Genomic DNA, 23,095 nt, shown 5'->3' with positions numbered 1-23,095 from the left:
ATGGAGCTGATCCAGAAAACCTCCGACCTGTCCGCATACCTGGCGGCCGACGAGGTCATCGACCACGGCCATCCGACCGTCCGGGAGGTCGCCGCGCGGCTCGCCAAGGAGGCGGCGGACTCGTATTGCTATGCGCGACTGGCCTTCGAGTTCGTCCGGGACGCCATCCCGCACTCCCAGGACTCCGGAGACCTCCGTGTCACCTGGCGGGCGTCGGACGTGCTGGAGCAGGGCACCGGCATCTGCTTCGCCAAGGCGCACGCGCTGGCCGCGCTGCTGCGCGCCGAGGACATTCCGACCGCGCTCTGCTACCAGAAGCTGGACGTGGTGCACGGTCTGGTCGCCGTGCGCTTCAACGGCGCCTGGCACCGCCAGGACCCCCGGGGCAACAAGCCCGGCGTGGACGCCCAGTTCTCCCTCGGCGGGGAGCGGTTGGCGTTCATACCCGAGCCGGAGTCCAGCGAGATGGACTACCCGGTGCTGTACGCTGAACCGCATCCCGTGGTCCTGGGCGTCCTGAAAGCGGCCCCGGACCGCCCGCACCTCTGGAAAACGCTCCCCACCGCACTCTGAGGCCCCCGATGCCCCTCTCCCTGACCGTGTCCGACGAGGTCCGGGTCCTCGCGCCCGGCTTCACCCACCTCGCCGTCGAGGCGCACGGACTCGTCAACGGGCCCAGCACCGAGGCCAGTTCGGCGCTCCTCGACGACGCGGCCCGCCGTCTCGCCGTACGACTGGACGGGCGTGCCCCGCACGAGCACCCGCACATCGCGGCCTGGCGGGAGGTGTACGCGGCGTTCGGCGCGAAGCCGTCCCGCACCCGCAACTCCGCCGAGGCGCTGGCCAAGAGGGCGTTGACGGGCGCCGGCCTGCCGCGCGTCAACCTTCTGGTCGACCTCTACAACGCGATCAGCGTCGCCCACCTCGTCCCCGTCGGTGGCGAGGACCTCGACCGGATCCAGGGCGGCATGCGTCTCGTACGGGCCGCCGGTGACGAGGAGTTCGTGACGGTGGCCGCGGGGCAGGAGGTCGTCGAGTCCCCCGAGGCGGGGGAGGTGGTGTGGCGCGACGACGCCGGTGTGACCTGCCGGCGCTGGAACTGGCGCCAGGGTCCCCGCACCAGGCTCACGGAGGAGACGGTCTCGGGGATCTTCCTGCTGGAGAGCCTGGCGCCGATGCCGGTGGCCGACGTGGAGCGGGCCGCCGCCGAACTGGCCGAACTGCTGGAGAAGTTCAGCCCGGGAGCACGGATCGGGACGGTGGGGGCGGCGGGCTAGGGCCGGTCTGACCAGTCCCGTCTGCCTCGCGACGCCATGCACGCTCCCCCAGAGGGGGTACCCTCATCGCCGCACCGGGCGCAGACCCGAGTACGTCCAGTGCGAGGGCCTGTGCCCGGTACGCCGAGAGCACGCACCCTGACGCCGCGAGGCCGCCCTCCGGGCGACGACGGGAACGGTCGGACAGGCGCTATCGGGCCTCGGCCTCGCGCACCGCTTCCGGCGTGGGCGCCGTACCCCCGAGGTGCGCCGGCATCCACCAGGTGTCGTCCGGCCCCTTCGGCCGCACGGGATACGCCCGCTGAGCCGCTTCCAGCAACTCGTTGACACGCTCGCGGACCTGACGGGTGATGGCTCCGGCGTACTTGTCCCGGGAGGCCTCGATCGCCTCGCCGACCCGGATCGTGATCGGGATGTGGCTGCGCTTGAAGTTGCGCGGGTGCCCCTTTGTCCACAGCCGCTGAGTGCCCCAGACGGCCATCGGGATCAGGGGGACGCCCGCCTCCTGCGCCATCCGCGCCGCACCCGACTTGAAGCTCTTCAGGGTGAAGGACTGCGAGATCGTCGCCTCCGGGAAGACCCCGACGATCTCACCCGACCGCAGCGACTCCAGGGCGTGGGCGTACGCCGTCTCGCCCTGCTTGCGGTCGACCGGGATGTGCTTCATCCCGCGCATCAGCGGACCCGAGACCTTGTGACGGAACACCGACTCCTTCGCCATGAAGCGCACGAGACGTTTCTGCGGAAGTGCGGCCAGGCCGTTGAAGACGAAGTCCAGGTAGCTGATGTGGTTGCTCACCAGCACGGCGCCGCCCGAGCGCGGGATGTTCTCCGAACCCTTGCAGTCGATCTTGAGGTCCCACGCCTTGAACAGCGCCTGGGCGAATCCGACGACGGGACGGTAGACAAGCTCTGCCATGGGCGGGGTGAGCCCTTCCTGCTCTGCCGGGGGAGGGAGTTCCGGCATTAAGTTACGCAGCCGTAGGTTTACGGCATGTCGCAGATCGTGCCCGAAGAACGGCCGGGGAGCCAGTCCTGGTGCCCGACGCGGGCGAGATTCTCGTCACGTCCCTCCAGTGATCCACCTTGGGCTTTTAAGCCGCCTTTACTCGGCGCGTACCGCCACCCGCCGCACGAGCAGGTACATCTCGCAGCCCAGGCAGTACCCGAACGCGGCATTGAGGAAGGCCGCCGCGAGGGCAAGACCGGTGGCGGCGAGTCCCAGCCACTCCGGCCCGATCCCGTACCCCACGAGTCCGAGGCCCGCGAAGGCGAGGCCCACCGTCTGCGCGAAACGCGGCGGTTGGGGCGACTCGAACTCGGTCGGCGGCCCGATCCGCGGCCGCACGAGCTTGCGGAACAGCCAGCCGTACGGCGAACGCCCCACCCCGCCCGCCGCGCCCAGCGCGAACGCGAGCGTCTGCCAGGCCAGCAGCCAGACGCTGCCCGTGATCAGAACGGCCGCCAGAACGACGGTCGTCACGGCCGCTCCGAAGCGCGGCCCTCTTGCGTCAATGTCCATGAATCAAGCATTCCGCAACGGAAGGACTCAGGGGAGGCGGGAATCTTTGCAGTCTCGTGAATGCTTGTGCAGGTGATGACCGGACTTGTGGTGTGTGGGGTGGTGCTCGCGGCGGCGAGCGCCTACGGAGTGCTGCAACGGCGGCGGAGCGGGAGAGTACGGGTGCGCGGGCGCGACGACGGCAAGAGGCTCGGCGCCGCCGAGTTGGGTGCGGAACTCGGTGAACGCGCGACGCTCGTCCAGTTCTCCAGCGCCTTCTGCGCGCCCTGCCGGGCGACCCGGCGGGTGCTCGGGGAGGTCGCCGCCATGGTTCCGGGAGTGACCCACGTCGAGATCGACGCCGAGAAGAACCTCGACCTGGTCCGTGAACTCGACATCCTGAAGACGCCGACCGTGCTGGTCCTCGACGCCCGCGGCCGGGTCGTCCGGCGGGCCGCGGGACAGCCGCGCAAGGCGGACGTCATCGCGGCGGTCGGGGAGGCGGTTTGACGCAGGACGAGCCGACGGTGAGGCATCTCCCAGATCCCGGAACGTACTTGACTGCGCGGCGCACCTATCGTCAACCTGACCGTATGCCAACGGAACTCCTTCTGTACGGGCGGGTCCATGTCGACCTCGCCCGCACCGCGAGCGCGCGCTGTCCGGCTTCTTGAGCAGCCACGGTCCCGCTCGCCACCCCTCGCAGAAGGATTCCCGCATGACGGCCGTCTCCGACCTCGGCACCCCCCGGCTCGCCTCTCCCGAACTCCTGCGCTCCCTCTTCCGGCGGCACGCCGCGGGTGTCGCCGTGATCACCGCGCGGGGTGAGGAGGGTCCGGTCGGCTTCACCGCCACCTCGCTCGCCTCGGTCTCCGCCGAACCGCCGATGCTCTCCTTCGGGATCGGCACGGGCGCCTCCAGCTGGCCCGCGATATCCCGGGCCGAGCACGTGGGGGTGCACATACTGGGCGAGCACCAGCAGGAGCTTGCCGCCACCTTCGCCCGGAGCGGCGCGGACCGCTTCGGCGCGCCCACGGCCTGGCGCGAGGGGCCCGAGGGCGTCCCCCTACTCGACGACGTCCTCGCCTGGACGGTCTGCCGGGTGCACACGCGTGTGCCCGCCGGGGACCACCGCATCGTGCTGGCCGAGGTGCGGATCGGCGACCCCGCCGGGGCGGGCCGGCCGCTGCTGTACCACCAGGGCCGTTTCAACGCCCTGCGCGACTGACTCGCCGCGCCGGGCCGAGGGACCGCGCTTCAGGGGACCGCGTCACCGACCGGATCGTCGGCTCTGCCTCTGGTGTGCGCGCCCGTCGAGTTCCGATTACGCTGCGTTGCAAAGGTCACAGTTCAAAGCGCTTGCTTAGCGGGCACGTACTGGGTGTACTGGCGAGTAATATTTCGGTCGGAGCGCAGCCCGCCCCGACCGGGATCGGCCGCTTGGGGCGCCTATGCTGCCTGCAAGAGGCAGCCGAGAAATGACGATGCAGTAGGAGAGCCGGCGTGAGCTTGAGGATCGTTGTCACTGTGAAGTACGTGCCCGACGCCACTGGCGACCGGCACTTCGCCGATGACCTGACCGTCGACCGGGACGACGTGGACGGTCTGCTCTCCGAGCTGGACGAGTACGCGGTCGAGCAGGCGCTGCAGATCTCCGAGAACTCCGACGACGACGTCGAGGTCACCGTCCTGACCGTGGGCCCCGAGGACGCCAAGGACGCGCTGCGCAAGGCGCTGTCCATGGGCGCCGACAAGGCCATCCACGTCGAGGACGACGACCTGCACGGCACCGACGCCCTCGGCACCTCCCTGGTGCTGGCCAAGGCGATCGAGAAGGCCGGTTACGACCTGGTCGTCTCCGGCATGGCCTCCACCGACGGCACCATGGGTGTCGTCCCGGCCCTGCTCGCCGAGCGCCTGGGCGTCCCGCAGGTCACCCTGCTCTCCGAGGTCTCGGTCGAGGACGGCACGGTCAAGGGCCGCCGCGACGGCGACGCCGCCTCGGAGCAGTTGGAGGCGTCCCTGCCGGCCGTGGTCTCGGTGACGGACCAGTCGGGCGAGGCGCGGTACCCGTCCTTCAAGGGCATCATGGCGGCCAAGAAGAAGCCGGTGGAGTCCTGGGACCTGTCCGACCTGGACCTGGAGGCCGAGCAGGTCGGCCTCGAGGGCGCCTGGACCAAGGTCGACTCCGCCGCGGAGCGTCCGGCCCGCACCGCCGGCACGATCGTCAAGGACGAGGGCGAGGGCGGCAAGCAGCTCGCCGAGTTCCTCGCGAGCCAGAAGTTCATCTAAGGGTTCTGGCCCGCTGAGGCTCAACCCCCCTTACGCCCCTCAGACTTCGCAATCCGCAGGAGAGCATTCCCATGGCTGAAGTTCTCGTCTACGTCGACCACGTGGACGGTGCCGTCCGCAAGCCCACCCTGGAGCTGCTGACCCTCGCCCGCCGTGTCGGCGAGCCGGTCGCCGTCGCGCTGGGCAACGGCGCCGCCGACACCGCCGCCGCCCTCGCCGAGCACGGCGCCGTCAAGGTCCTCACCCACGACGCCTCCGAGTACGCCGACTACCTGGTCGTACCGAAGGTCGACGCCCTCCAGGCCGCCGTCGAGGCCGTCTCCCCGGCCGCCGTCCTGGTCCCGTCCTCCGCCGAGGGCAAGGAGATCGCCGCCCGTCTGGCGCTGCGCATCGGCTCCGGCATCATCACCGACGCCGTCGACCTCGAGGCCGGCGACGAGGGCCCGGTGGCCACCCAGTCGGTGTTCGCCGCCTCCTTCACCACCAAGTCCCGCGTCTCCAAGGGCACCCCGGTGATCACCGTCAAGCCCAACTCCGCCGCCGTCGAGGCCGCCCCGGCCGCCGGTGACGTCTCGGAGCTGAGCGTGACCTTCTCCGCGCAGGCCACCGGCACCAAGGTCACCGGCCGCACCCCGCGCGAGTCGACCGGGCGTCCGGAGCTGACCGAGGCCGCGATCGTGGTCTCCGGCGGCCGCGGCGTCAACGGCTCCGAGAACTTCGCGATCATCGAGGCCCTCGCCGACTCGCTCGGCGCGGCCGTCGGCGCCTCGCGTGCCGCGGTGGACGCGGGCTGGTACCCGCACACCAACCAGGTCGGCCAGACCGGCAAGTCGGTCTCCCCGCAGCTGTACATCGCCAACGGCATCTCCGGCGCCATCCAGCACCGCGCGGGCATGCAGACCTCGAAGACGATCGTGGCCGTCAACAAGGACGCCGAGGCCCCGATCTTCGACCTCGTCGACTACGGCGTCGTCGGCGACCTCTTCGACGTGGTCCCGGCTCTCACCGAGGAGATCAAGACCCGCAAGGGCTGATCCCGCTCCGGGCGTACGAGGCCCCCGTGACCGCCGACGCGGTCGCGGGGGCCTCGGCTCATCCCAGGGTCACCGTGGCCTGCACCGGAAGGTGGTCGCTCGGGTACTGCCCGTCGAGCGTCAAGGTGTTGACGGAGGCCCGGTGGACGGTGATGCCCGGGGTGGTGAGGATCCAGTCGATGCGCTCGCCGTCGGGCGTCAGGGGCTTGTAGCCGTGGAAGGTGGCGTACTGCCGGCCCCGCTCGACAGCCACGTCCCAGGTGTCGACCAGCCCGGTGGCGAGCAGGATGTCGTACGCCCGGTTGTCGTGGGCCGTGGCGTTGAAGTCGCCGGTCACGACGACCGGCAGGGCGGGGTCGAACCCGGCGATCGTCTCGCCGAGGAACTGCGCCGACCGCTCGCGCGCGTACTGGCCCACATGGTCGAAGTGGGTGTTGACGACGTAGAACTCCCGGTCGTCGGCGCTCCGGTCGCGGAAGCGGACCCAGGTGAGGATCCGGGGGAGCGACCCGCCCCAGGTGTTCGAGCCGATCACCCTGGGGGTGTCGGAGAGCCAGAGCGTGTCGTGCTCGACGGGGGCCAGGCGCCGGTTGTCGTAGAAGACCGCCGTGGACTCGTCCCGGCTGCCGCCCTCGCGGCCGGTGCCGATCCAGTCGTAGCGCGGTCCGAGGTCGGCGTGGATGTCGAGCAGTTGCCGGTAGAGGCCTTCCTGGGTGCCTATCACTGTGGGGGTCTCCCGGCGCAACAGGCGGCGCATCACCGGGCGGCGGGTGGCCCAGCTGTTGGGTTCGGCGGTGTCGGCGTAGCGCAGGTTGAACGTCATGAGGTCGAGCCGGCGGTTGGACGGTCTGGCGGCCGAGGCCGGCAGCGTGCCCATCAGCGGCACGATGACGGCGGCGGCCACGGCGGTTCTGAGCCCCATGCGACGGGTCGGTCTGTGGGTGTCCGGCATGTGAGGTCCCTCCCGACGGACCAGGATGAATGGTCGAACCGGAGTGTGGAAGACGGCGTAGGGGTTCTCGGCGGTTCGGATGAACGCGATGGCTCATGCTGTGGACGGGGTGTTGACCGTCGGGAAGCTTCGCAGATAACTTCGTTCTACGGATTGTTGATTCCGTACAGCGGAAAACTGGAGGGTACAGGATGGGTCAGGGCCGGCAGGAGCAGGTCGCGACGAGCCTCGCGGGCGCCGTCAGCGAGGAGATCAGCGCCTCCCTCGCGCCGGTCGACGCCGAACTGGAGCGCCGCTACCCCGGCGACCCCGGGACCCGCCAGCCCGTGCACACCGTCTACGTCCCCGGCGACGCCTTCGCCGCCGACACGATCCGCACCTGGGGCGACCGGGCCCTCGCCGCCCTGGACGAACACGCCCCGGACGCCGGGTCCTTCGCCGCCGTCCTCGGGCTGTCCGACGAACTCGCCGAGCCCGTGTACACGCGCGTGCGTGCCAAGCTGGAGCGCGAGCCGATCGAGGACCTCCGGGTCGACTTCGAGGACGGTTACGGCCCGCGCCCGGACGCCGAGGAGGACGAGACGGCGGCCCGCGCGGCCCGCCTGATCGCCGAGGCGTACGAGAACGGCACCGCCGCGCCGTACATGGGCATCCGCATGAAGTGCATGGAGGTGGCCGTCCGGGACCGCGGTATCCGCACCCTGGACGTCTTCCTCACCGGCCTGATGGCGGCGGGCGGGCTCCCCGACGGGCTGGTGCTGACCCTGCCGAAGGTGACGTACGCCGAGCAGGTCGGCGCGTTCGCGCGGCTGCTGGAGGCCTTCGAGAAGGCGCACGGACTCGACGCCGGACGGCTCGGCTTCGAGATCCAGATCGAGACCAGCCAGTCCATCCTCGCCGGCGACGGCACCGCCACCGTCGCCCGCATGATCCAGGCCGCCGAAGGACGCGCCACCGGACTGCACTACGGCACCTTCGACTACAGCGCCTGCCTCGGCGTCTCCGCCGCCCACCAGGCCAGCGACCATCCCGCCGCCGACTACGCCAAGGCGGTCATGCAGGTCGCCGCCGCCGGGACGGGGGTGCGGGTCTCTGACGGCTCCACCAATGTGCTGCCCGTCGGCCCCACCGCGAAGGTCCACGACGCCTGGCGGCTGCACTACGGCCTCACCCGCCGCGCCCTGGCCCGCGCCTACTACCAGGGCTGGGACATGCACCCCGGCCACATCCCGACCCGGTACGCGGCCGTGTTCGCCTTCTACCGCGAGGGCTTCGAGCAGGCCGCCGCCCGGCTCGCCCGGTACGCGGGCAGGGTCGGCGGTGACGTCATGGACGAACCCGCCACCGCCAAGGCGCTCAGCGGCTATCTGCTGCGCGGGCTGGACTGCGGTGCCCTGGACATCGGGGAGGTGGCCCGGCTGACCGGACTGACCCGCGCCGACCTGGAGGGGTACGCCTCGCCTCGGCGCGGCGACCTGACCGTCGCCGCCCCGTAGCCGCGCACGTCGCGGACCTGTCACAGTCGCAACCTCGCACTGGAGTTGTCACTCCTGCCCCGTAGTCTGTACCGCACGCATTGACGTGTCACAGGAACGGGGCAGCGGTGTCTTCGGGGGAGACCAACGGAAAGGGCCAGGACGACGCCGGTCGGCTGCTGGCCGGGCGATACCGGGTCGTGGGCCAGCTCGGCCGCGGCGGCATGGGCGTGGTCTGGCGGGCGGTCGACGAGGTGCTCGGCCGTGAGGTCGCGGTCAAGGAACTGCGCACCTACAACGACGCCGAAGGGCCCGAACTGGCGGATTTGCGGCTGCGGATGCAGCGCGAGGCCCGCGCGGCGGCCCGGGTCCGGCACCCCGGAGTCGTCGCGGTGCACGACATCGGCGAGGTCGAGGGACGCCCGCTGATCGTCATGGAGCTGGTCGAGGGCCCGTCCCTCGACCAGGTGCTGCGCAAGAGCGGACCGCTCGACCCGCGCGAGGCGGCCGGTATCGGTGCCAAGGTCATGGACGCGCTCGCCGCCGCCCACCGGGCCGGCGTCCTGCACCGGGACGTCAAGCCCGGCAACATCCTGCTCGACCACTCCGGCCGGGTGCTGCTCACCGACTTCGGCATCGCCACCATGGAGGACCCGGGGGACGGCGCCGCCACCAGCCTCACCCGCACCGGCCATCTCGTCGGCTCCCTGGACTACATGGCCCCCGAGCGCGCCCAGGGCGCCGATCCCGGCGCGGCCTCCGACGTGTGGGCCCTCGGCGCCACGCTGTACGCGGCCGTCGAGGGAGCCGCGCCGTTCCGCCGCACCTCGACGTTCTCCACACTCACCGCGATCGTCGGCGAACCGCTGCCAGAGCCGCAGCGCGCCGGGCCCCTCGCACCGGTCCTGCGACGCCTGCTCGACAAGCGCCCCGAGGCGCGCCCGGGGGCCGAGGAGGCCCGCGAACTGCTCCAGGCCGTGGCGGACACCCCCGCCACCGACAGCGCGACGACCACGCTGCGCGGTACGGAGGCGCAGGAGACACGGGTGCGCACGGAGCCGGGCGGCCCGGCCCTCCCGGCGGCCTTCCGGATGCCGGGAGCGGCGGGCGCCGCCCAGGGGGCCGGACCCCAGCCGTCGGAGGGGACGGGGGCGGGTGGTCCGCCGAACGATCCCACGGTGGTGCCGGGGCAGGGGGCTGTGACGCCGGCCGCGGCCGGGTTCGGGGCCGCGGGGCAGGGTCCTGCGGCCGAGGTCCACGCTCCGGGTGCGGGCCTTCCCACGGCTCAGGTTCACGCTCCGGGCGCGTGGGTTCCCGGCGCGCAGGGCGGCGCGCCGGAACCGGCCGGACCACTCGTGCACGGACCAGGCGCGCAGGTCTCCCAGGAGCAGCCCCCGACCGCCCCGATAGCCGCCTCCGCCTCACCTCGCCGCAAGGGGCGGGCCCTGCTCGCCGCCGTGGCCGTCGCCGTCGTGCTCGCGGCGGCCGGGACGACCGCGGCGCTGCTGAACGGCTCGGGTGAGGCCGACGCCGACGCCCGGCCGATCGGGTCCGGGGCGAGCCCTTCGGCCTCGTCCACCGCGTCCGGGCGGACCGACGCCGACCGTTCCACCAGCCCCGAGCCCACGGGCGGGGGCGAGAAGAAGACGCCGAGCGCGAAGGCGACCTCCGGCGACAAGGGGGGCGGCTCCGACCCCACGAGCGGTGCCTCGCCGTCCGCCAAGGCGACCTCCGGAGGCGGCACTTCGGGAGAGGGCGACGCGCACGGCGGCGGGTCCGGCGACTCGGGGGGCGGCGGTCCGACCGGCGAGCCCAGTACTCCCGCCCCGGCCTGCACGGCCATCGGCGGTGGAAAATACAACTGCACGGTCTGGAAGACCGCCAAGTCCTACACCGCCTCCGGCGCCGAGGCCGGTGTTCTCTACGCGGGCACCAACTATTTCTTCTGCCAGTCGAACCTGGGGCGCCGCGAGACCTCGGGGGAGTGGACCAACGTGTGGTGGGCCAGGACCGACGACGACAGCGGCAACACCGGTGTGTACGTCAGCGTCGTCTACGTCAAGGGCGGCGGCAACGACGAGCCGGTGCCGGGGCTCCCGGTCTGCTGAACCCTCACGTACTGCTCCAGGCCGGACTCCGTCACCCGCCTCTCCTCGGCGAAGAGCCGGGTGCCGGCCTCGCAGCGCCCGCGGTCGGCGCGGGCCCGGGTCACGAACTCCTCGGGTGTGACCCCGAACAGCTCCCTCAACCGGGCTGATCCGACGAGGAGTTCGGTGAGCAGTTCCCGCTGCCCGGGGTGGGTGCGGGGGAGGCCGGTGCCGTCGTGCAGCACGCCGTGGCGGTTGACGTACGAGTGGACGCCGGGCAGGGTCACGCCGTCCTCCAGCTCGACCCGCACCTCGGGCGAGGGCAGCCAGGCGCGGCCGTAGTTGCCGTTCCTCAGGGGGACGCCTTCGCTCGCGTCGACGACCGCGAGCTGCTCGGCATCCAGCCAGATGACGAACAACTCCCTTGTGGAGCCGGGGGCGTGGAAGGGGGAGGCGGAGACGTATCCCATCCGGCTGACATGAGCGGACACCCCGACGCCGACGCCGGTCACCCGCGCCCTGACCATCGGGACGGGTGAGGCGATCCCGGACTCGGCCATCTTGTGCCGCAGCTGTCCGGGGCTGGCGTTGGACCCGATCGCGAGGACGGGGGCGCGATCCTCGTGCACCAGCCGGTCGAGCGGGCGCAGCCGGTCGCCGTCGAGCAGCACCGAGCGCGTCGGCCAGGCGCCGGGGTAGAGCAACGGATGATCACGCGGAGCCTCGGCGAGCCCCAGTGCCTCCAAGGAAGGGGCGGCCATGCAGCGCGGAGCGGCCTGTGCGGGGACTGTCGGAGCAGCTGCCGCGGCTGGGGTGGCGCGGCTCGGATCGCGGGGTGCGGCCGCGGTGGCGCCGACTGGTCCGCCCTGTGCATGCGGTGCTTCAAAAGGGCCGCTGCCCGACTCCCCGGCCTCCGGGCCGTCGCCGCTCGGACCCACCGCCCCCGGCACAGGGCCCGCGCCTCCGCTGTCCAGCCTCGTCACCTCGACCACCGTACGACTTCCCCCGCTCCCCGTTCCACTGAGTCCGCCGGAGGCAACGCGCTCAGTCCGCCGGAGGCAACTCGCCCGAGCCGCGCGTGATCAACCGCGTGGGCAGCTCGATGCGTTCCGGGGTCAGGAGGGTGCCGTCCAGCTGGCGGAAGAGCCGTTCCGCGGCCGTGCGGCCCAAGGCCGCCGCGTCCTGGGCGACGACCGTGACGCCCGGCTGGAGGAGGTCCGCGAGCTCGATGTCGTCGAAGCCCACGAAGGCGACACGCCGGGTGTGCTCAGCGAGGACGCGGACCACGGTGACCGTCACGCGGTTGTTGCCGGCGAAGATCGCGGTGACGGGGGACGGCCCGGTGAGCATCTCCTCGGCCGCCCGGCGTACCCGCTCGGGGTCGGTGACGCCCAGGGAGGTCCACGCGTCCTCGACCGCTATGCCCGCGTCCTCCATCGCCGCCCGGTACCCGCGCAGCCGCTCGGCGGCCGTGTGGATGCGGGGCATGTCGCCGATGAAGCCGATCCTGCGGTGCCCGTGCGCGATGAGGTGGGCCACCCCGTCCCGCGCGCCCCCGAAGTTGTCGGACAGGACCACGTCGGCGTCGATCCGGCCCGCCGGACGGTCCACGAACACCGTCGCCACGCCCGCCTTCAGTTCCGGCTCCAGATACCGGTGGTCGTCGCCGGCCGGGATCACCACCAGCCCGTCCACGCGCCGCGCGCACAACGCCAGCACCAACTCCTGCTCCCGCTCCGGGTCCTCCGCGCTGGAACCGTTGATGAGCAGCGCCCCGTTGGCCCGGGCGACCTCCTCCACCGCACGGCTCAGCGGGCCGTAGAACGGGTCGGCGAGGTCCTCCAGGACCAGGCCGATGCTCGCGGTACGCCCCTTTCGCAGCACCCGCGCGCTGTCGTTGCGGCGGAAACCGAGCGCTTCGATGGCCTCCTTGACCCGGTGCTCGGTCTCGGCCGTGACCCCCGCCTCGCCGTTGACCACGCGGGAGACGGTCTTGAGCCCTACGCCGGCCCGGGCGGCCACGTCCTTCATGGTCGGGCGGTTGCCGTACCGGGTCGTGGAGAGACGGTCTGCTCGGCTGTGGGTCTCGGGCACGATACGGCGTCCTGTCCTGTCGGGATGCGGTGGTACGGAGCGGTGGTGGCAAAGGGGTGTGGCAGCCCATGATTTTGTATGAGGATGTGGCGTCGAGCATAGAGCCTGGACAACGTTGTCAGATGCGGGAGACACTGTCCACCGCAATCTGCCGGCCTGCGCCCCCACCGCGAGACCGGACTGCCCATTCCTCAAGGTGACGCGGAGAACTGACACTGATGCACACCGACCTCGTGGCTGCGCTCGACATCGGCGGCACCAAGATCGCCGGGGCGCTGGTGGACGGCCACGGCCGGATCCTGCACCGCGCCCAGCGCGCCACACCCGCGCAGGAGGACGGCGAGACCGTCATGCGGGCCGTCGAGGAGACCGTCGGCGAGCTGACCGGTTCGCCGCTGTGGGGACGGGCCGGCGCCCTCGGTATCGGCAGCGCGGGTCCGGTGGACGCCTCCACCGGCACGGTGAGCCCGGTGAACGTGCCCGGCTGGCGCGACTATCCGCTGGTCCGGCGGGTCCAGGAGGCGGCGGGCGGGCTCCCCGTCGAGCTGATCGGCGACGGTGTGGCGATCACGGCCGCGGAGCACTGGCAGGGCGCGGCGCGCGGGCACGACAACGCGCTGTGCATGGTCGTCTCGACCGGTGTCGGAGGCGGTCTGGTGCTGAACGGTCAGCTGCACGCCGGTCCCACCGGCAACGCCGGTCACATCGGGCACATCAGCGTCGACCTGGACGGCGACCCGTGCCCGTGCGGCGCGCGCGGCTGTGTCGAGCGCATCGCGAGCGGTCCGAACATCGCCCGGCGCGCGCTGGAGAACGGCTGGCGGCCCGGCCCGGACGGCGACACCTCCGCCGCCGCGGTGGCCGAGGCGGCCCGGACCGGGGACCCGGTCGCCGTCGCCTCCTTCGCGCGGGCGGCCCAGGCGCTGGCCGCCGGCATCGCCGCCACCGCGACCCTCGTCGAGATCGACATCGCCGTGATCGGCGGCGGGGTGGGCAAGGCCGGGGACATCCTCTTCGAGCCCCTGCGCAAGGCCCTGGGCGGCTACGCGACCCTGTCCTTCGTCCAGCGCCTGACGATCGTGCCCGCGCAGATGGGCACGGACGCGGGCCTGGTCGGGGCGGCCGCGGCGGCGCTCGCCCGGCAGTCGGACACCGCCGCGGCCGTCTGACGACGGGGACGGCGGGGTCGGTGGCGGAACGTTCCACCGGGTGGGCGGAGCGGCGCGTACGAACCCGACCGAACGGTCCGCCCGGTGGGCGGAGAGGGTCGGCGGAACCCGGGCGGGACCGTTCCACCGGGCGACCGGAGTGCTGGGCGTGACCCATCGCGCGTGGTCGCGTTGATCAGCTCATGAAGAAGCGCAGCATGCTCGCCATCGCCTCCCTCGCCACCGGCTTCGTCGTCGCGGCGGTCACCCCCTCGCACGCCGCGGGCGGTGCGCTCGGTGACCTCGACCTCGACAAGACCCTCACCGCCGTCGACCCCCACCACACCATCGCCGACGCCAGTCTGGACGGCGTGGAGGAGAGTGCGCTGGGGGACAACGTCTGACGGGTCCCGCCCCCGCGAGGCCACGGCGCCGGAGCCCTCGAAGGAGGGTTCCGGCGCCGTTTCGTGTGCTCTCAACTGCGGCTGGTTTCCGTGGCAGGGTGGAACGGGCAAGCCACAGGGGGCCAAACAGAAGAGGGGGAGTCCGTGATCGTCTGGATCAACGGCGCGTTCGGTGCGGGGAAGACCACCGCCGCACGGGAACTGATCGAACTGATCCCGAACAGCACGCTCTTCGACCCCGAGGAGATCGGCGCAGCGGTCGTGCGCCTGCTGCCGCCCAAGCACCTCGCCGAGGTCGGCGACTTCCAGGACCTGCCGATCTGGCGACGTCTGGTGATAGACACGGCGGCCGCGATGCTCGCCGAGCTCGGCGGGACTCTGGTGGTCCCCATGACCCTGTTGCGCCAGGAGTACCGCGACGAGATCTTCGGCGGCCTCGCCGCTCGCCGGATCACTGTCCGGCATCTGCTCCTCGCCCCGGCGGAAACGATCCTGCGCGAGCGAATAGCCGGGCGGGGCGCCACACCGGCCCTGCCGCTCGGCGCGACGGGGCAGGGCCGGTGGGCGTACGACCGCATCGAGCCCTACCGCGCCGCCCTCGCCTCCTGGCTCACCACCGACGCCCATCCGATCGACACCAGCGCACTCACCCCGTACGAGACGGCCGTCCGGATCGCCGAGGACCTCGGTGCCGGGACCGTGCCCGCGTGCGACATCGTGCAGACCCCGGAGCCCACCGCCGAGACCGTGGCCGCCGGGGTCCTCCTCTTCGACGAGCAGGACCGGGTGCTGCTGGTCGACCCCACCTACAAGGCCGGCTGGGAGTTCCCCGGCGGAGTCGTCGAATCCGGCGAGGCGCCGGCGCGGGCCGGGGTGCGCGAGGTCGCGGAGGAGACCGGCATCCAGCTGGACGACGTGCCCCGTCTCCTGGTCGTCGACTGGGAACCGCCCGCGCCTCCCGGGTACGGCGGACTGCGGCTGCTCTTCGACGGCGGACGGCTCGACTCCACCGAGGCGAGCCGTGTCCTGCTGCCCGGACCCGAGCTGCGCGGCTGGTGCTTCGCGAGCGAGGAGGAGGCCGCGGATCTGCTCCCGCCGGTGCGCTACGAGCGGCTGCGGTGGGCGCTCAGGGCCCGGGAACGCGGGGCCGCGCTGTACCTGGAAGCGGGGATTCCGACAGGCTGAGGACCGTTCGGGGCCCCGCCGGCGTTCGCGTCCGGCGGGGCCTCGTCACGTTCGAAGCATGTTCGGATCTGGCAAGTGGAAGGCGAGAACCCGCCAAGGGAATCGTCGCGGTACCTCCATGTCAGAGCTAACGGAACACCCCGCCCTCGTCAACTCTTGGCAACGAGCGCAAACAATCCCCTTTTCGGTCATTTTCGGGCTTGACCGGTCTCTCGGCGTGTTGCGACAGTCCCGCTCAGCCTCACGGCGCCGACAACGGCCGGCGACCGACGCCTTTTTCTCCAGGGGACTGCCTCATGCCGAGACCCCCGCGCCCGCTTCAGCACATACCCGGGACGTCCGCACGATGACGACGCAACAGCAGCCGATGCCCGCCACCGGCGCCACGCAAGCGGCCGGCGAACCCTCGCCGACGCCGCTGAGCGACGGCACGGCCATCACCGGACGGTCGCCCGCCCGCATGGCCTGGCGGCGCATCAGACGCGACAAGGTCACCATGGCCGCGTTCGTGATCACAGTGCTCTTCATCCTGATCGCGCTGCTGGCGCCGGTCCTGACCGACATCACCGGCTGGGGCCCGATCACCCCCGACGGCAAGGCGATCAACCCCGACACCGGCAACTTCCCGCGCGGCTCGCTGGGCGGCATCAGCCTCACCCATCTGCTGGGCGTCGAACCGGGCACCGGCTACGACCTGTTCGCCCGGATCGTCTACGGCCTGCGCACCTCGCTCTTCGTCGGCTTCGCCTCGGCCGTCCTGTCCACCGTCGTCGGCGTTGTGGCCGGCCTCGCGGCCGGGTACTCCGGCGGCTGGGTCGACTCCGTGCTGTCGCGGATCATGGACGTGATGCTGGCCTTCCCGCAGCTGCTGTTCATCATCGCGCTGACCCCGGTCATCCAGAACGCGATGCAGACCAACGACCACGGCGGCACCGACGAGAACCTGCGGCTGCTGGTCCTCGTCCTGAACATCGCGGTGTTCGCCTGGGCCTACACCGCCCGCCTGGTCCGCGGACAGGTCCTGTCCCTGCGCGAGCGGGAGTTCGTCGACGCGGCGCGGATCATGAGCGCCGGCAAGTGGCACATCCTCTTCCGGCAGTTGCTGCCGAACCTGTGGGCGCCGGTGCTGATCTCCTTCGCGCTGGCCGTCCCGCAGAACATCACCACCGAGGCGGCCCTGTCCTACCTCGGCGTGGGCGTCATCCCGCCCAACCCGGACTGGGGAGCGCTGCTCTCGGACGCCTCCCAGTTCTTCCTCCAGGACCCCATGTACCTGTTCGTCCCCGGAGTCCTGCTGCTGATTCTCGTCCTGGCGCTGAACCTCCTCGGCGACGGCGTCCGGGACGCCCTGGACCCCCGCGCGGCCCGCGGCTGACGCGGTCCCCCTCAACAGCGGCGCGCGCGGCCCCACTTGAGCCGTCGTCGCCGAGCCGTAGAAGAACGGAGTGTTACCTCATGACGCGCAGAAGGCGCTCGATCGCGCTCACGGCCACCGCCGTGGCGATCGCCCTGGGGGCCACCGCATGCGGAGGCTCCTCCAGCACCAGCGGAAGCGGCTCCCCGGCCAAGGGCGGCACCCTGACCGTCCTCGACCACGCCGACTTCGACCACCTCGACCCCCAGCGCGTCTACACGACCGAGGGTTCGAGCATGGACCAGGAGCTCGTGCGCACCCTGACCGGCTGGGACGAGACGAGCTCGACGCCCAAGCTGGTCGGCGACCTGGCCACCGACACCGGAACGCCCAGCGCGAACGACACCGTGTGGACCTTCCACCTGCGCAAGGGCGTCACCTGGCAGGACGGCACGGCGGTCACCTCGCAGGACGTCAAGTACGGCGTCGAGCGGACCTTCTCGCCCGACATCAACGGCGGCCCGCCGTACGCCAGTCAGTGGCTGGTCGGCGGCTCCTCCTACAAGGGCCCCTACTCGGGCAAGGAACTCGCCTCCATCCAGACGCCGGACGCGTCCACCATCGTCTTCCACCTGAACCAGCCGGTCGCCGACTTCAACCAGACGACCGCCATGCCCGGTTGGTCGGGGGTGCCCAAGGCGCACGACACCGGCGCCACGTACGACACGCACGTCTGGTCCGACGGGCCGTACATGATCAAGTCGTACACCAAGAACAAGGAACTCGTCCTCGTCAGGAACACCCACTGGAAGCAGTCGACCGACCCGATCCGGCAGCAGAACGTCAACGAGATCGACGTGCAGCTCGGCCAGGACCAGTCGGCGATCGACCAGCAGATCAAGTCCGACGCGGGTACCGCCCAGACCTCGATCATGCAGTGGCCGATCGCGGGCTCCGACCTGACGACGATCACCAATGACCCGTCCCTGAAGTCGCGCCTCTACAACATCCCGGCCCCCGGCATCAACTACCTGGCCATCAACACCACCCGGACCAAGAACCTGAAGGTCCGTCAGGCCATCGAGTACGCGATCGACAAGACCACGGTCCGCGGCGCGTTCGGCGGTTCGGCGTACGGCGACTACGCGAGCACCATGCTCAGCCCCGGCATCGACGGCTACCAGAAGTTCAACCTCTACAGCACCAACCCCGCCGGGGACATCACCAAGGCCAAGGCGCTGATGAAGCAGGCCGGCGACCCCAAGCTCACCATGTCGCTCGCGGTCGAGAACACCCCGACCCTGGAGCACTTCGGCGACGCCGTGAAGACCTCGCTCGCGAAGATCGGCATCACGGTGAACATCACCCCGATCGACGCGGCGAACTACTTCAGCAACATCGACAACGTCAAGAACCAGTACGACCTCACCTGGGGCGACTGGATCGCGGACTGGCCGAACGCCTCCACCGTGCTGCCCGTCCTCTTCGACGGACGTCAGATCGCGAAGCTGCCGCAGTCCAACCAGGACCTGTCGTACCTGAACGACCCCGCGGTCAACGCGCAGATCGACAAGATCGCCAAGATGACGGACGTCAAGCAGGCCGACGCCGCCTACGGCGCCCTGGACCAGCAGATCATGAAGGACGCCGCCGTGATCCCGCTGATGTACATGAAGTTCAGCGATCTGGCGGGCTCCAAGGTCGGCGGAGTCATCTCGGACCCGATCCTCGCCGAGCCCAGCCTGGTCCACGTCTACGTCAAGAGCTGACGCACCCCTCCCAGCCCCGCCGGCGGTCCCGGCCGGCGGGGCACCCCCTCTCACGTCAGGGTCCAGCACGACATGCTTCGTTACCTCATCCGGCGCCTGCTGGCAGCGGTCGCGATCCTCCTGGTGATCACCGTGATCACCTTCGTGATCTTCTTCGCGCTGCCGTCCGACCCCGCCCTCCTGGCCTGCGGCAAGACCTGTTCGCCGTCCCGGCTGGCCGAGATCAAGCATTCGCTGGGCCTCGACCAGACCTTCCTCAAGCAGTTCTGGGAGTTCTTCAAGGGACTCTTCGTCGGCCGGGACTTCGGCGACGAGAGCGTGCACATCCACTGCGGCGCACCCTGCCTCGGCATCTCCTTCCAGACCGACACCCCGGTCCTGACCACCCTGCTCGACGACTTCCCCGCCGACCTCTCGCTCGGTCTCGGCGCGGCGGTGTTCTTCCTGATCCTGGGCGTCGGCCTCGGCACGGTCGCCGCCGTCCGCCGGGGCAAGGCCGCGGACAAGGCGGCGGTGGGACTCGCCCTGCTCGGTGTCTCCGTGCAGATCTACTTCGTCGGACTGCTGCTGCTCTACCTGTTCGTCGACAAGTGGCAGATCCTGCCCGCCTCCGGCTACACCCCGATCACCCAGAACCCGGGCGCCTGGTTCCAGGGACTGATCCTGCCCTGGTTCACCCTGGTCATCGTCTACCTCGCGCTGTACACCCGGCTCACCCGCTCCTCCATGCTGGAGGTCTTCGCCGAGGACTACATGCGCACCGCCCGCGCCAAGGGCCTGTCGAGTCGGCGCGTCGTCCTCAAGCACGGTCTGCGGGCCGCGATCACCCCGATCATCACCATCTTCGGCATGGACGTCGGCTCGCTGATCGGCGGCTCCGCGGTCATCACCGAGTCGGTGTTCGGCATCAACGGCATCGGCAAGCTCGCGGTCGACTCGGTACAGAACTCCGACCTGCCGGTCATCCTCGGCACCACGCTCTTCGCGGCCACCTTCGTCGTCCTCGCCAACGTGGTCGTCGACGTGGTCTACGGCCTCATCGACCCCCGTGTCCGCCTCGCCTGAGCCCCTCACCCGCAGCAAGGAAAGCCCGTGTCCCTCCTGACCTCACCGCAACCGGCGGCCGCCGACGACGCGGCCGCGCCCTTCCTCGACGTACGGGACCTGCGTGTGCACTTCCCCACCGAGGACGGGATCGTCAAGTCCGTCGACGGCGTCTCCTTCAGCCTGGAGAAGGGCAGCACCCTCGGCATCGTCGGCGAGTCCGGCTCGGGGAAGTCGGTCACCTCGCTGGCCCTGCTCGGACTGCACAAGGGCACGCGCGCCCAGGTCTCCGGCGAGATCCGGCTGGACGGCCGGGAGCTGGTCTCCCTGCCCGAGCACGCCATGCGCTCGCTGCGGGGCCGTACCGTCTCCATGATCTTCCAGGACCCGCTGTCCGCGCTGCACCCCTACTTCACCGTCGGCGCCCAGATAGCCGAGGCCTACCAGGTCCACCACAAGGTCTCCAAGAAGGAGGCCCGGGAAAGGGCCGTGGAGATGCTGAAGCGGGTCGGCATCCCGCAGCCCGAACGCCGGGTGCGGGACTACCCCCACCAGTTCTCCGGCGGTATGCGCCAGCGCGCCATGATCGCCATGGCGCTGGTCTGCGACCCCGAACTGCTCATCGCCGACGAGCCGACCACCGCCCTGGACGTCACCGTCCAGGCACAGATCCTGGACCTGATCCGGGACCTCCAGGAGGAGTTCGGCTCCGCGGTCATCCTCATCACCCACGACCTCGGGGTGGTGGCCGACATCGCCGACGACATCCTGGTGATGTACGGCGGCCGGCGTATCGAGTACGGCACCGTCCACGACGTGCTCAAGGAGCCCCAGCACCCCTACACCTGGGGTCTGTTGGAGTCCATGCCGCAGATCACCGGCGACGTCGGACGGCGGCTGAACCCGATCGCCGGTTCTCCGCCGAGTCTGATCAACCCGCCCTCCGGGTGCGCCTTCCACCCCCGCTGCACCTACAAGGGCTGGGTGCCCGAGGGGCGTTGCGCGGTCGACCGGCCCGAACTGGTCGCGGTGACCGGCACCGGACGGCACCTCGCCGCCTGCCACCTCACCCCCGAGACCCGGCAAGAGATCCGCGTCCGTACGGCCACGGGGGCGGCGCAGTGAGCGCGGCGGACGAACAGGAGCAGCCCGTGACCACCACCCAGCCCGCCGCCGGGGAGCCCCTGCTCGACGTCAGCGGCCTCACCAAGCACTTCCCGATCCGGCGCGGGATCGTCTTCCAGCGGCAGATCGGGGCCGTGCACGCCGTCGACGGCATCGACTTCACGGTCGGCGCGGGCCAGTCGCTCGGACTGGTCGGCGAGTCCGGCTGCGGCAAGTCGACCACGGGCCGGCTCATCACCCGGCTGCTGGAACCCACGGCAGGGAAGGTGATGTTCGACGGGGAGGACATCACCCACACCCCGGAGAACCGGATGAAAGAGGCCCGCCGCAACCTCCAGATGATCTTCCAGGACCCGTACTCGTCGCTGAACCCCCGGCACACGGTCGGCACGATCGTCGAGACGCCGATGCGGCTCAACGACATCAACCCGCCGCAGGGGCACAAGAAGCGCGCCCAGGAACTCCTGGAGACGGTCGGCCTCAACCCCGAGCACTACAACCGCTACCCGAACGAGTTCTCCGGCGGTCAGCGCCAGCGCATCGGGATCGCCCGCGCCCTCGCGCTGCGGCCCAAGCTGATCGTGGCCGACGAGCCGGTCTCCGCCCTGGACGTGTCCATCCAGGCGCAGATCGTCAATTTGCTCCAGGACCTCCAGCGGGAACTGGGCATCGCGTTCGTCTTCATCGCCCACGACCTCGCCGTCGTACGGCACTTCTGCGAGCGGGTCGCGGTGATGTACCTCGGCAAGATCGTCGAGGTCGCCGACCGGCAGACCCTCTACACCGGGCCCCGGCACCCCTACACCCACGCGCTGCTGTCCGCGGTCCCCGAGGCCGACCCGGACGCCGTGCACCGGCGCGAGCGCATCCGGCTCGCCGGGGACGTGCCCTCACCGGTCGACCCGCCGTCCGGCTGCCGCTTCCGCACCCGCTGCTGGAAGGCCCAGGAGAAGTGCGCGACCGAGGAACCGCCGCTGGTACGGCTCGGGGGCAACGCGGAGGGCCACTTGACGGCCTGTCACTTCCCGGAGGACCCGAGTGTCGAGGCACGCGCGGAGGACATCGTGCTCGACCCGGCGCTGACGACCCTGGAGGACAACGCGTCCACGGCCTCGTGAGGGTAGGGCGTCATCCGGCTCTCCTGCTCCAGACGCCGGTTGAAGTCCCCTACGACGACGGCGAGCCGGGCGTGCCGTGAGACGAGCTCGGCGGCGGCCCGGGGGATCCCCTCGGGCCGCCTGCCGTCCGCGCACGCGCGGATGAAGTCCTCGCGCTCGTCCCGGCCGAGGCCGTACTGGTCGACGACCAGCCAGTGGACGAGGTACGAGAAGACGTAGGCGCGGTCGTAGGGGCGGTGCCGGTCGAAGAAGTCGCGCTCCTGTGGGTCGAGTCGGAAGCGGCCGGACAGGGAGAGGCCGTAGTCGGTCAGGTGGAGCCGGTGCCCGTCGGTGAGGACGTTGCGGAAGTGGGCGTCGAAGTGGACGAGTCCCTGCTCCCGCAGGAATCCGGTGACGGCGTCGAGGCCCTGCTCCACCAGGGCGCAGGCCGAGTCGGCGTCGTCCGTGCGCAGTTGTGCGTGGAACCAGTCGTGGAGGGTGTGCGGCACGTACTCCAGGAACAGGGTGAGGCTCGCGGACGCGGTGCGCAGAGCTTCGAGGCGGTCACGTCCGCCGCCCCAGTAGGCCACAGTCCGCTCCCCGTCGGCGAGTTCCTCGGGCAGCGGCTGCGGAGTGTCGGGAAGCACGCGCCAGTGGTGGAGCAGCGGAAAGCCCGGGAAGCGGCCCGACCGGACCCAGTTCGTCGTCATCTCGTGCGTGGCCAGCTCGCGCCAGGCTCCGAAGCCGGGGCTGCCGATCGCGCCGATGCCGTAGTGGCAGTGGACCGGCAGGTCGAAGACGTTCGCTGTGGAGTGGACGTGGTGCGGGCGGAGTTCGGTGTCGGTGAGCGGTACCCGCTTCACGAACACCTGCACTCCGTCCACCTCCAACAGCACCGCCCGCCCGCCGATACCGGTACCGGCGGGCGTGCCCGACGCCACCAGCTCCGCGAGGTCGCCGTCGCTCAGGAGCGCGAAGGCGGTGGCGAGGTCGGCGTGGGTGCGGAGGCGGGCGAGGGAGTCCATGGGCCCATGATCGGGTCTCCGTGGCCGACACGGGCGAGCGTGGCAGCGGGTGAGCACGATCCGTCGTAGGCGCCCTTGGATGTCGGCGGTGATCGGCGGCGCCGCACCCGCCGGGCCCGCGTCGATCAGGGTCGACTCGTCGTCGTCGCGCCGGAGGTGGGCCTGACCGACCTCCGTGAGACCACCCTGGAAAGGCCCTCGCCCGCGGGCGAGGGCCTTCCGTCGAGGGCGG

22 protein-coding genes are annotated in these 23,095 nt (G+C 71.1%); 16 read left to right on the top strand and 6 right to left on the bottom strand.

All coding sequences use genetic code 11. From position 1 onward, the window contains the following. Together H295_RS0119795 and H295_RS0119790 are read left to right on the top strand one after the other, a co-directional pair. Positions 1 to 573, top strand: coding sequence for a transglutaminase domain-containing protein (locus H295_RS0119795; RefSeq protein ID WP_020137081.1), 573 nt, complete (start codon positions 1 to 3; stop codon positions 571 to 573). Between the two features lie 8 nt (positions 574 to 581). Beyond that, on the top strand, positions 582 to 1,277 hold the full coding sequence (locus H295_RS0119790; protein WP_020137080.1) for a B3/4 domain-containing protein: 696 nt from the start codon (positions 582 to 584) through the stop codon (positions 1,275 to 1,277). 190 nt (positions 1,278 to 1,467) lie between these two features. On the opposite strand, the gene H295_RS0119785 is transcribed toward H295_RS0119790, so the two are convergent. Both H295_RS0119785 and H295_RS0119780 read right to left on the bottom strand, forming a co-directional pair. Then, positions 1,468 to 2,196, bottom strand: a complete 729-nt coding sequence (locus H295_RS0119785; RefSeq protein WP_020137079.1) for a lysophospholipid acyltransferase family protein — start codon at positions 2,194 to 2,196, stop codon at positions 1,468 to 1,470. A 186-nt stretch (positions 2,197 to 2,382) separates the two neighbouring features. Continuing rightward, positions 2,383 to 2,799 carry a DUF4395 domain-containing protein gene (locus H295_RS0119780; protein WP_028809543.1) on the bottom strand — a complete coding sequence of 139 codons (417 nt, stop codon included), beginning with the start codon at positions 2,797 to 2,799 and terminating at the stop codon, positions 2,383 to 2,385. A 75-nt stretch (positions 2,800 to 2,874) separates the two neighbouring features. Here H295_RS0119780 and H295_RS43385 point away from each other — a divergent pair, with 75 nt between their 5' ends. From H295_RS43385 to H295_RS0119760, 4 genes are all read left to right on the top strand, one after another. Further along, positions 2,875 to 3,288 carry a TlpA family protein disulfide reductase gene (locus H295_RS43385; RefSeq protein WP_028809542.1) on the top strand — a complete coding sequence of 138 codons (414 nt, stop codon included), beginning with the start codon at positions 2,875 to 2,877 and terminating at the stop codon, positions 3,286 to 3,288. Between the two features lie 208 nt (positions 3,289 to 3,496). After that, positions 3,497 to 4,006: a flavin reductase family protein gene (locus H295_RS0119770; protein WP_020137076.1), complete on the top strand. Its 510-nt coding sequence runs from the start codon at positions 3,497 to 3,499 to the stop codon at positions 4,004 to 4,006. A 275-nt stretch (positions 4,007 to 4,281) separates the two neighbouring features. Next, positions 4,282 to 5,070, top strand: a complete 789-nt coding sequence (locus H295_RS0119765) for an electron transfer flavoprotein subunit beta/FixA family protein (RefSeq protein WP_028809541.1) — start codon at positions 4,282 to 4,284, stop codon at positions 5,068 to 5,070. Positions 5,071 to 5,141: 71 nt separating this feature from the next. After that, on the top strand, positions 5,142 to 6,104 hold the full coding sequence (locus H295_RS0119760; RefSeq protein ID WP_020137074.1) for an electron transfer flavoprotein subunit alpha/FixB family protein: 963 nt from the start codon (positions 5,142 to 5,144) through the stop codon (positions 6,102 to 6,104). A gap of 58 nt (positions 6,105 to 6,162) precedes the next feature. Here H295_RS0119760 and H295_RS0119755 read toward each other — a convergent pair whose 3' ends face one another. Beyond that, a complete protein-coding gene (locus H295_RS0119755; RefSeq protein WP_020137073.1) occupies positions 6,163 to 7,056 on the bottom strand; it encodes an endonuclease/exonuclease/phosphatase family protein in 894 nt (297 codons plus the stop codon). 191 nt (positions 7,057 to 7,247) lie between these two features. Here H295_RS0119755 and H295_RS0119750 point away from each other — a divergent pair, with 191 nt between their 5' ends. Together H295_RS0119750 and H295_RS0119745 are read left to right on the top strand one after the other, a co-directional pair. Next, positions 7,248 to 8,552, top strand: a complete 1,305-nt coding sequence (locus H295_RS0119750) for a DUF6986 family protein (RefSeq protein ID WP_020137072.1) — start codon at positions 7,248 to 7,250, stop codon at positions 8,550 to 8,552. A gap of 107 nt (positions 8,553 to 8,659) precedes the next feature. Continuing rightward, positions 8,660 to 10,639 carry a serine/threonine-protein kinase gene (locus H295_RS0119745; protein ID WP_020137071.1) on the top strand — a complete coding sequence of 660 codons (1,980 nt, stop codon included), beginning with the start codon at positions 8,660 to 8,662 and terminating at the stop codon, positions 10,637 to 10,639. Here H295_RS0119745 and H295_RS0119740 read toward each other — a convergent pair. After that, positions 10,585 to 11,379, bottom strand: coding sequence for a hypothetical protein (locus H295_RS0119740; RefSeq protein WP_028809540.1), 795 nt, complete (start codon positions 11,377 to 11,379; stop codon positions 10,585 to 10,587). The genes H295_RS0119745 and H295_RS0119740 overlap by 55 nt on opposite strands. A gap of 283 nt (positions 11,380 to 11,662) precedes the next feature. Further along, a complete protein-coding gene (locus H295_RS0119735) occupies positions 11,663 to 12,712 on the bottom strand; it encodes a LacI family DNA-binding transcriptional regulator (RefSeq protein ID WP_020137069.1) in 1,050 nt (349 codons plus the stop codon). 218 nt (positions 12,713 to 12,930) lie between these two features. Between H295_RS0119735 and H295_RS0119730 the strand changes: the two genes are divergently transcribed. The 8 genes from H295_RS0119730 (at position 12,931) to H295_RS0119695 (ending at position 21,859) form a co-directional block, all read left to right on the top strand. After that, positions 12,931 to 13,881: an ROK family protein gene (locus H295_RS0119730; protein WP_020137068.1), complete on the top strand. Its 951-nt coding sequence runs from the start codon at positions 12,931 to 12,933 to the stop codon at positions 13,879 to 13,881. Between the two features lie 182 nt (positions 13,882 to 14,063). After that, positions 14,064 to 14,264, top strand: a complete 201-nt coding sequence (locus H295_RS0119725; RefSeq protein ID WP_020137067.1) for a hypothetical protein — start codon at positions 14,064 to 14,066, stop codon at positions 14,262 to 14,264. 144 nt (positions 14,265 to 14,408) lie between these two features. Beyond that, complete coding sequence (locus H295_RS0119720; protein ID WP_020137066.1) at positions 14,409 to 15,449, top strand: NUDIX hydrolase; 1,041 nt, start codon at positions 14,409 to 14,411, stop codon at positions 15,447 to 15,449. A gap of 346 nt (positions 15,450 to 15,795) precedes the next feature. After that, positions 15,796 to 16,824 (top strand): ABC transporter permease, encoded by a 1,029-nt coding sequence (locus tag H295_RS0119715; RefSeq protein WP_020137065.1) that lies wholly within the window; start codon positions 15,796 to 15,798, stop codon positions 16,822 to 16,824. 80 nt (positions 16,825 to 16,904) lie between these two features. Continuing rightward, positions 16,905 to 18,572: an ABC transporter substrate-binding protein gene (locus H295_RS0119710; protein WP_020137064.1), complete on the top strand. Its 1,668-nt coding sequence runs from the start codon at positions 16,905 to 16,907 to the stop codon at positions 18,570 to 18,572. 72 nt (positions 18,573 to 18,644) lie between these two features. Further along, positions 18,645 to 19,637, top strand: coding sequence for an ABC transporter permease (locus tag H295_RS0119705; RefSeq protein ID WP_020137063.1), 993 nt, complete (start codon positions 18,645 to 18,647; stop codon positions 19,635 to 19,637). 27 nt (positions 19,638 to 19,664) lie between these two features. Beyond that, positions 19,665 to 20,741: an ABC transporter ATP-binding protein gene (locus tag H295_RS0119700; protein WP_020137062.1), complete on the top strand. Its 1,077-nt coding sequence runs from the start codon at positions 19,665 to 19,667 to the stop codon at positions 20,739 to 20,741. Further along, positions 20,738 to 21,859, top strand: coding sequence for an ABC transporter ATP-binding protein (locus H295_RS0119695; protein WP_020137061.1), 1,122 nt, complete (start codon positions 20,738 to 20,740; stop codon positions 21,857 to 21,859). Before H295_RS0119700 ends, H295_RS0119695 begins: the two co-directional genes overlap by 4 nt. Here H295_RS0119695 and H295_RS43380 read toward each other — a convergent pair. After that, on the bottom strand, positions 21,760 to 22,863 hold the full coding sequence (locus tag H295_RS43380) for a hypothetical protein (RefSeq protein ID WP_020137060.1): 1,104 nt from the start codon (positions 22,861 to 22,863) through the stop codon (positions 21,760 to 21,762). The two genes, H295_RS0119695 and H295_RS43380, sit on opposite strands and share 100 nt — an antisense overlap. Between the last annotated feature and the right edge of the window lie 232 nt (positions 22,864 to 23,095).

It is taken from the genome of Streptomyces sp. 351MFTsu5.1, assembly GCF_000383655.1.
Taxonomy (GTDB): Bacteria; Actinomycetota; Actinomycetes; order Streptomycetales; family Streptomycetaceae; genus Streptomyces; species Streptomyces griseorubiginosus.
The sequence above is the reverse complement of the archived record's forward strand: the minus strand, read 5'-3'. Positions and strand labels throughout refer to the sequence as shown.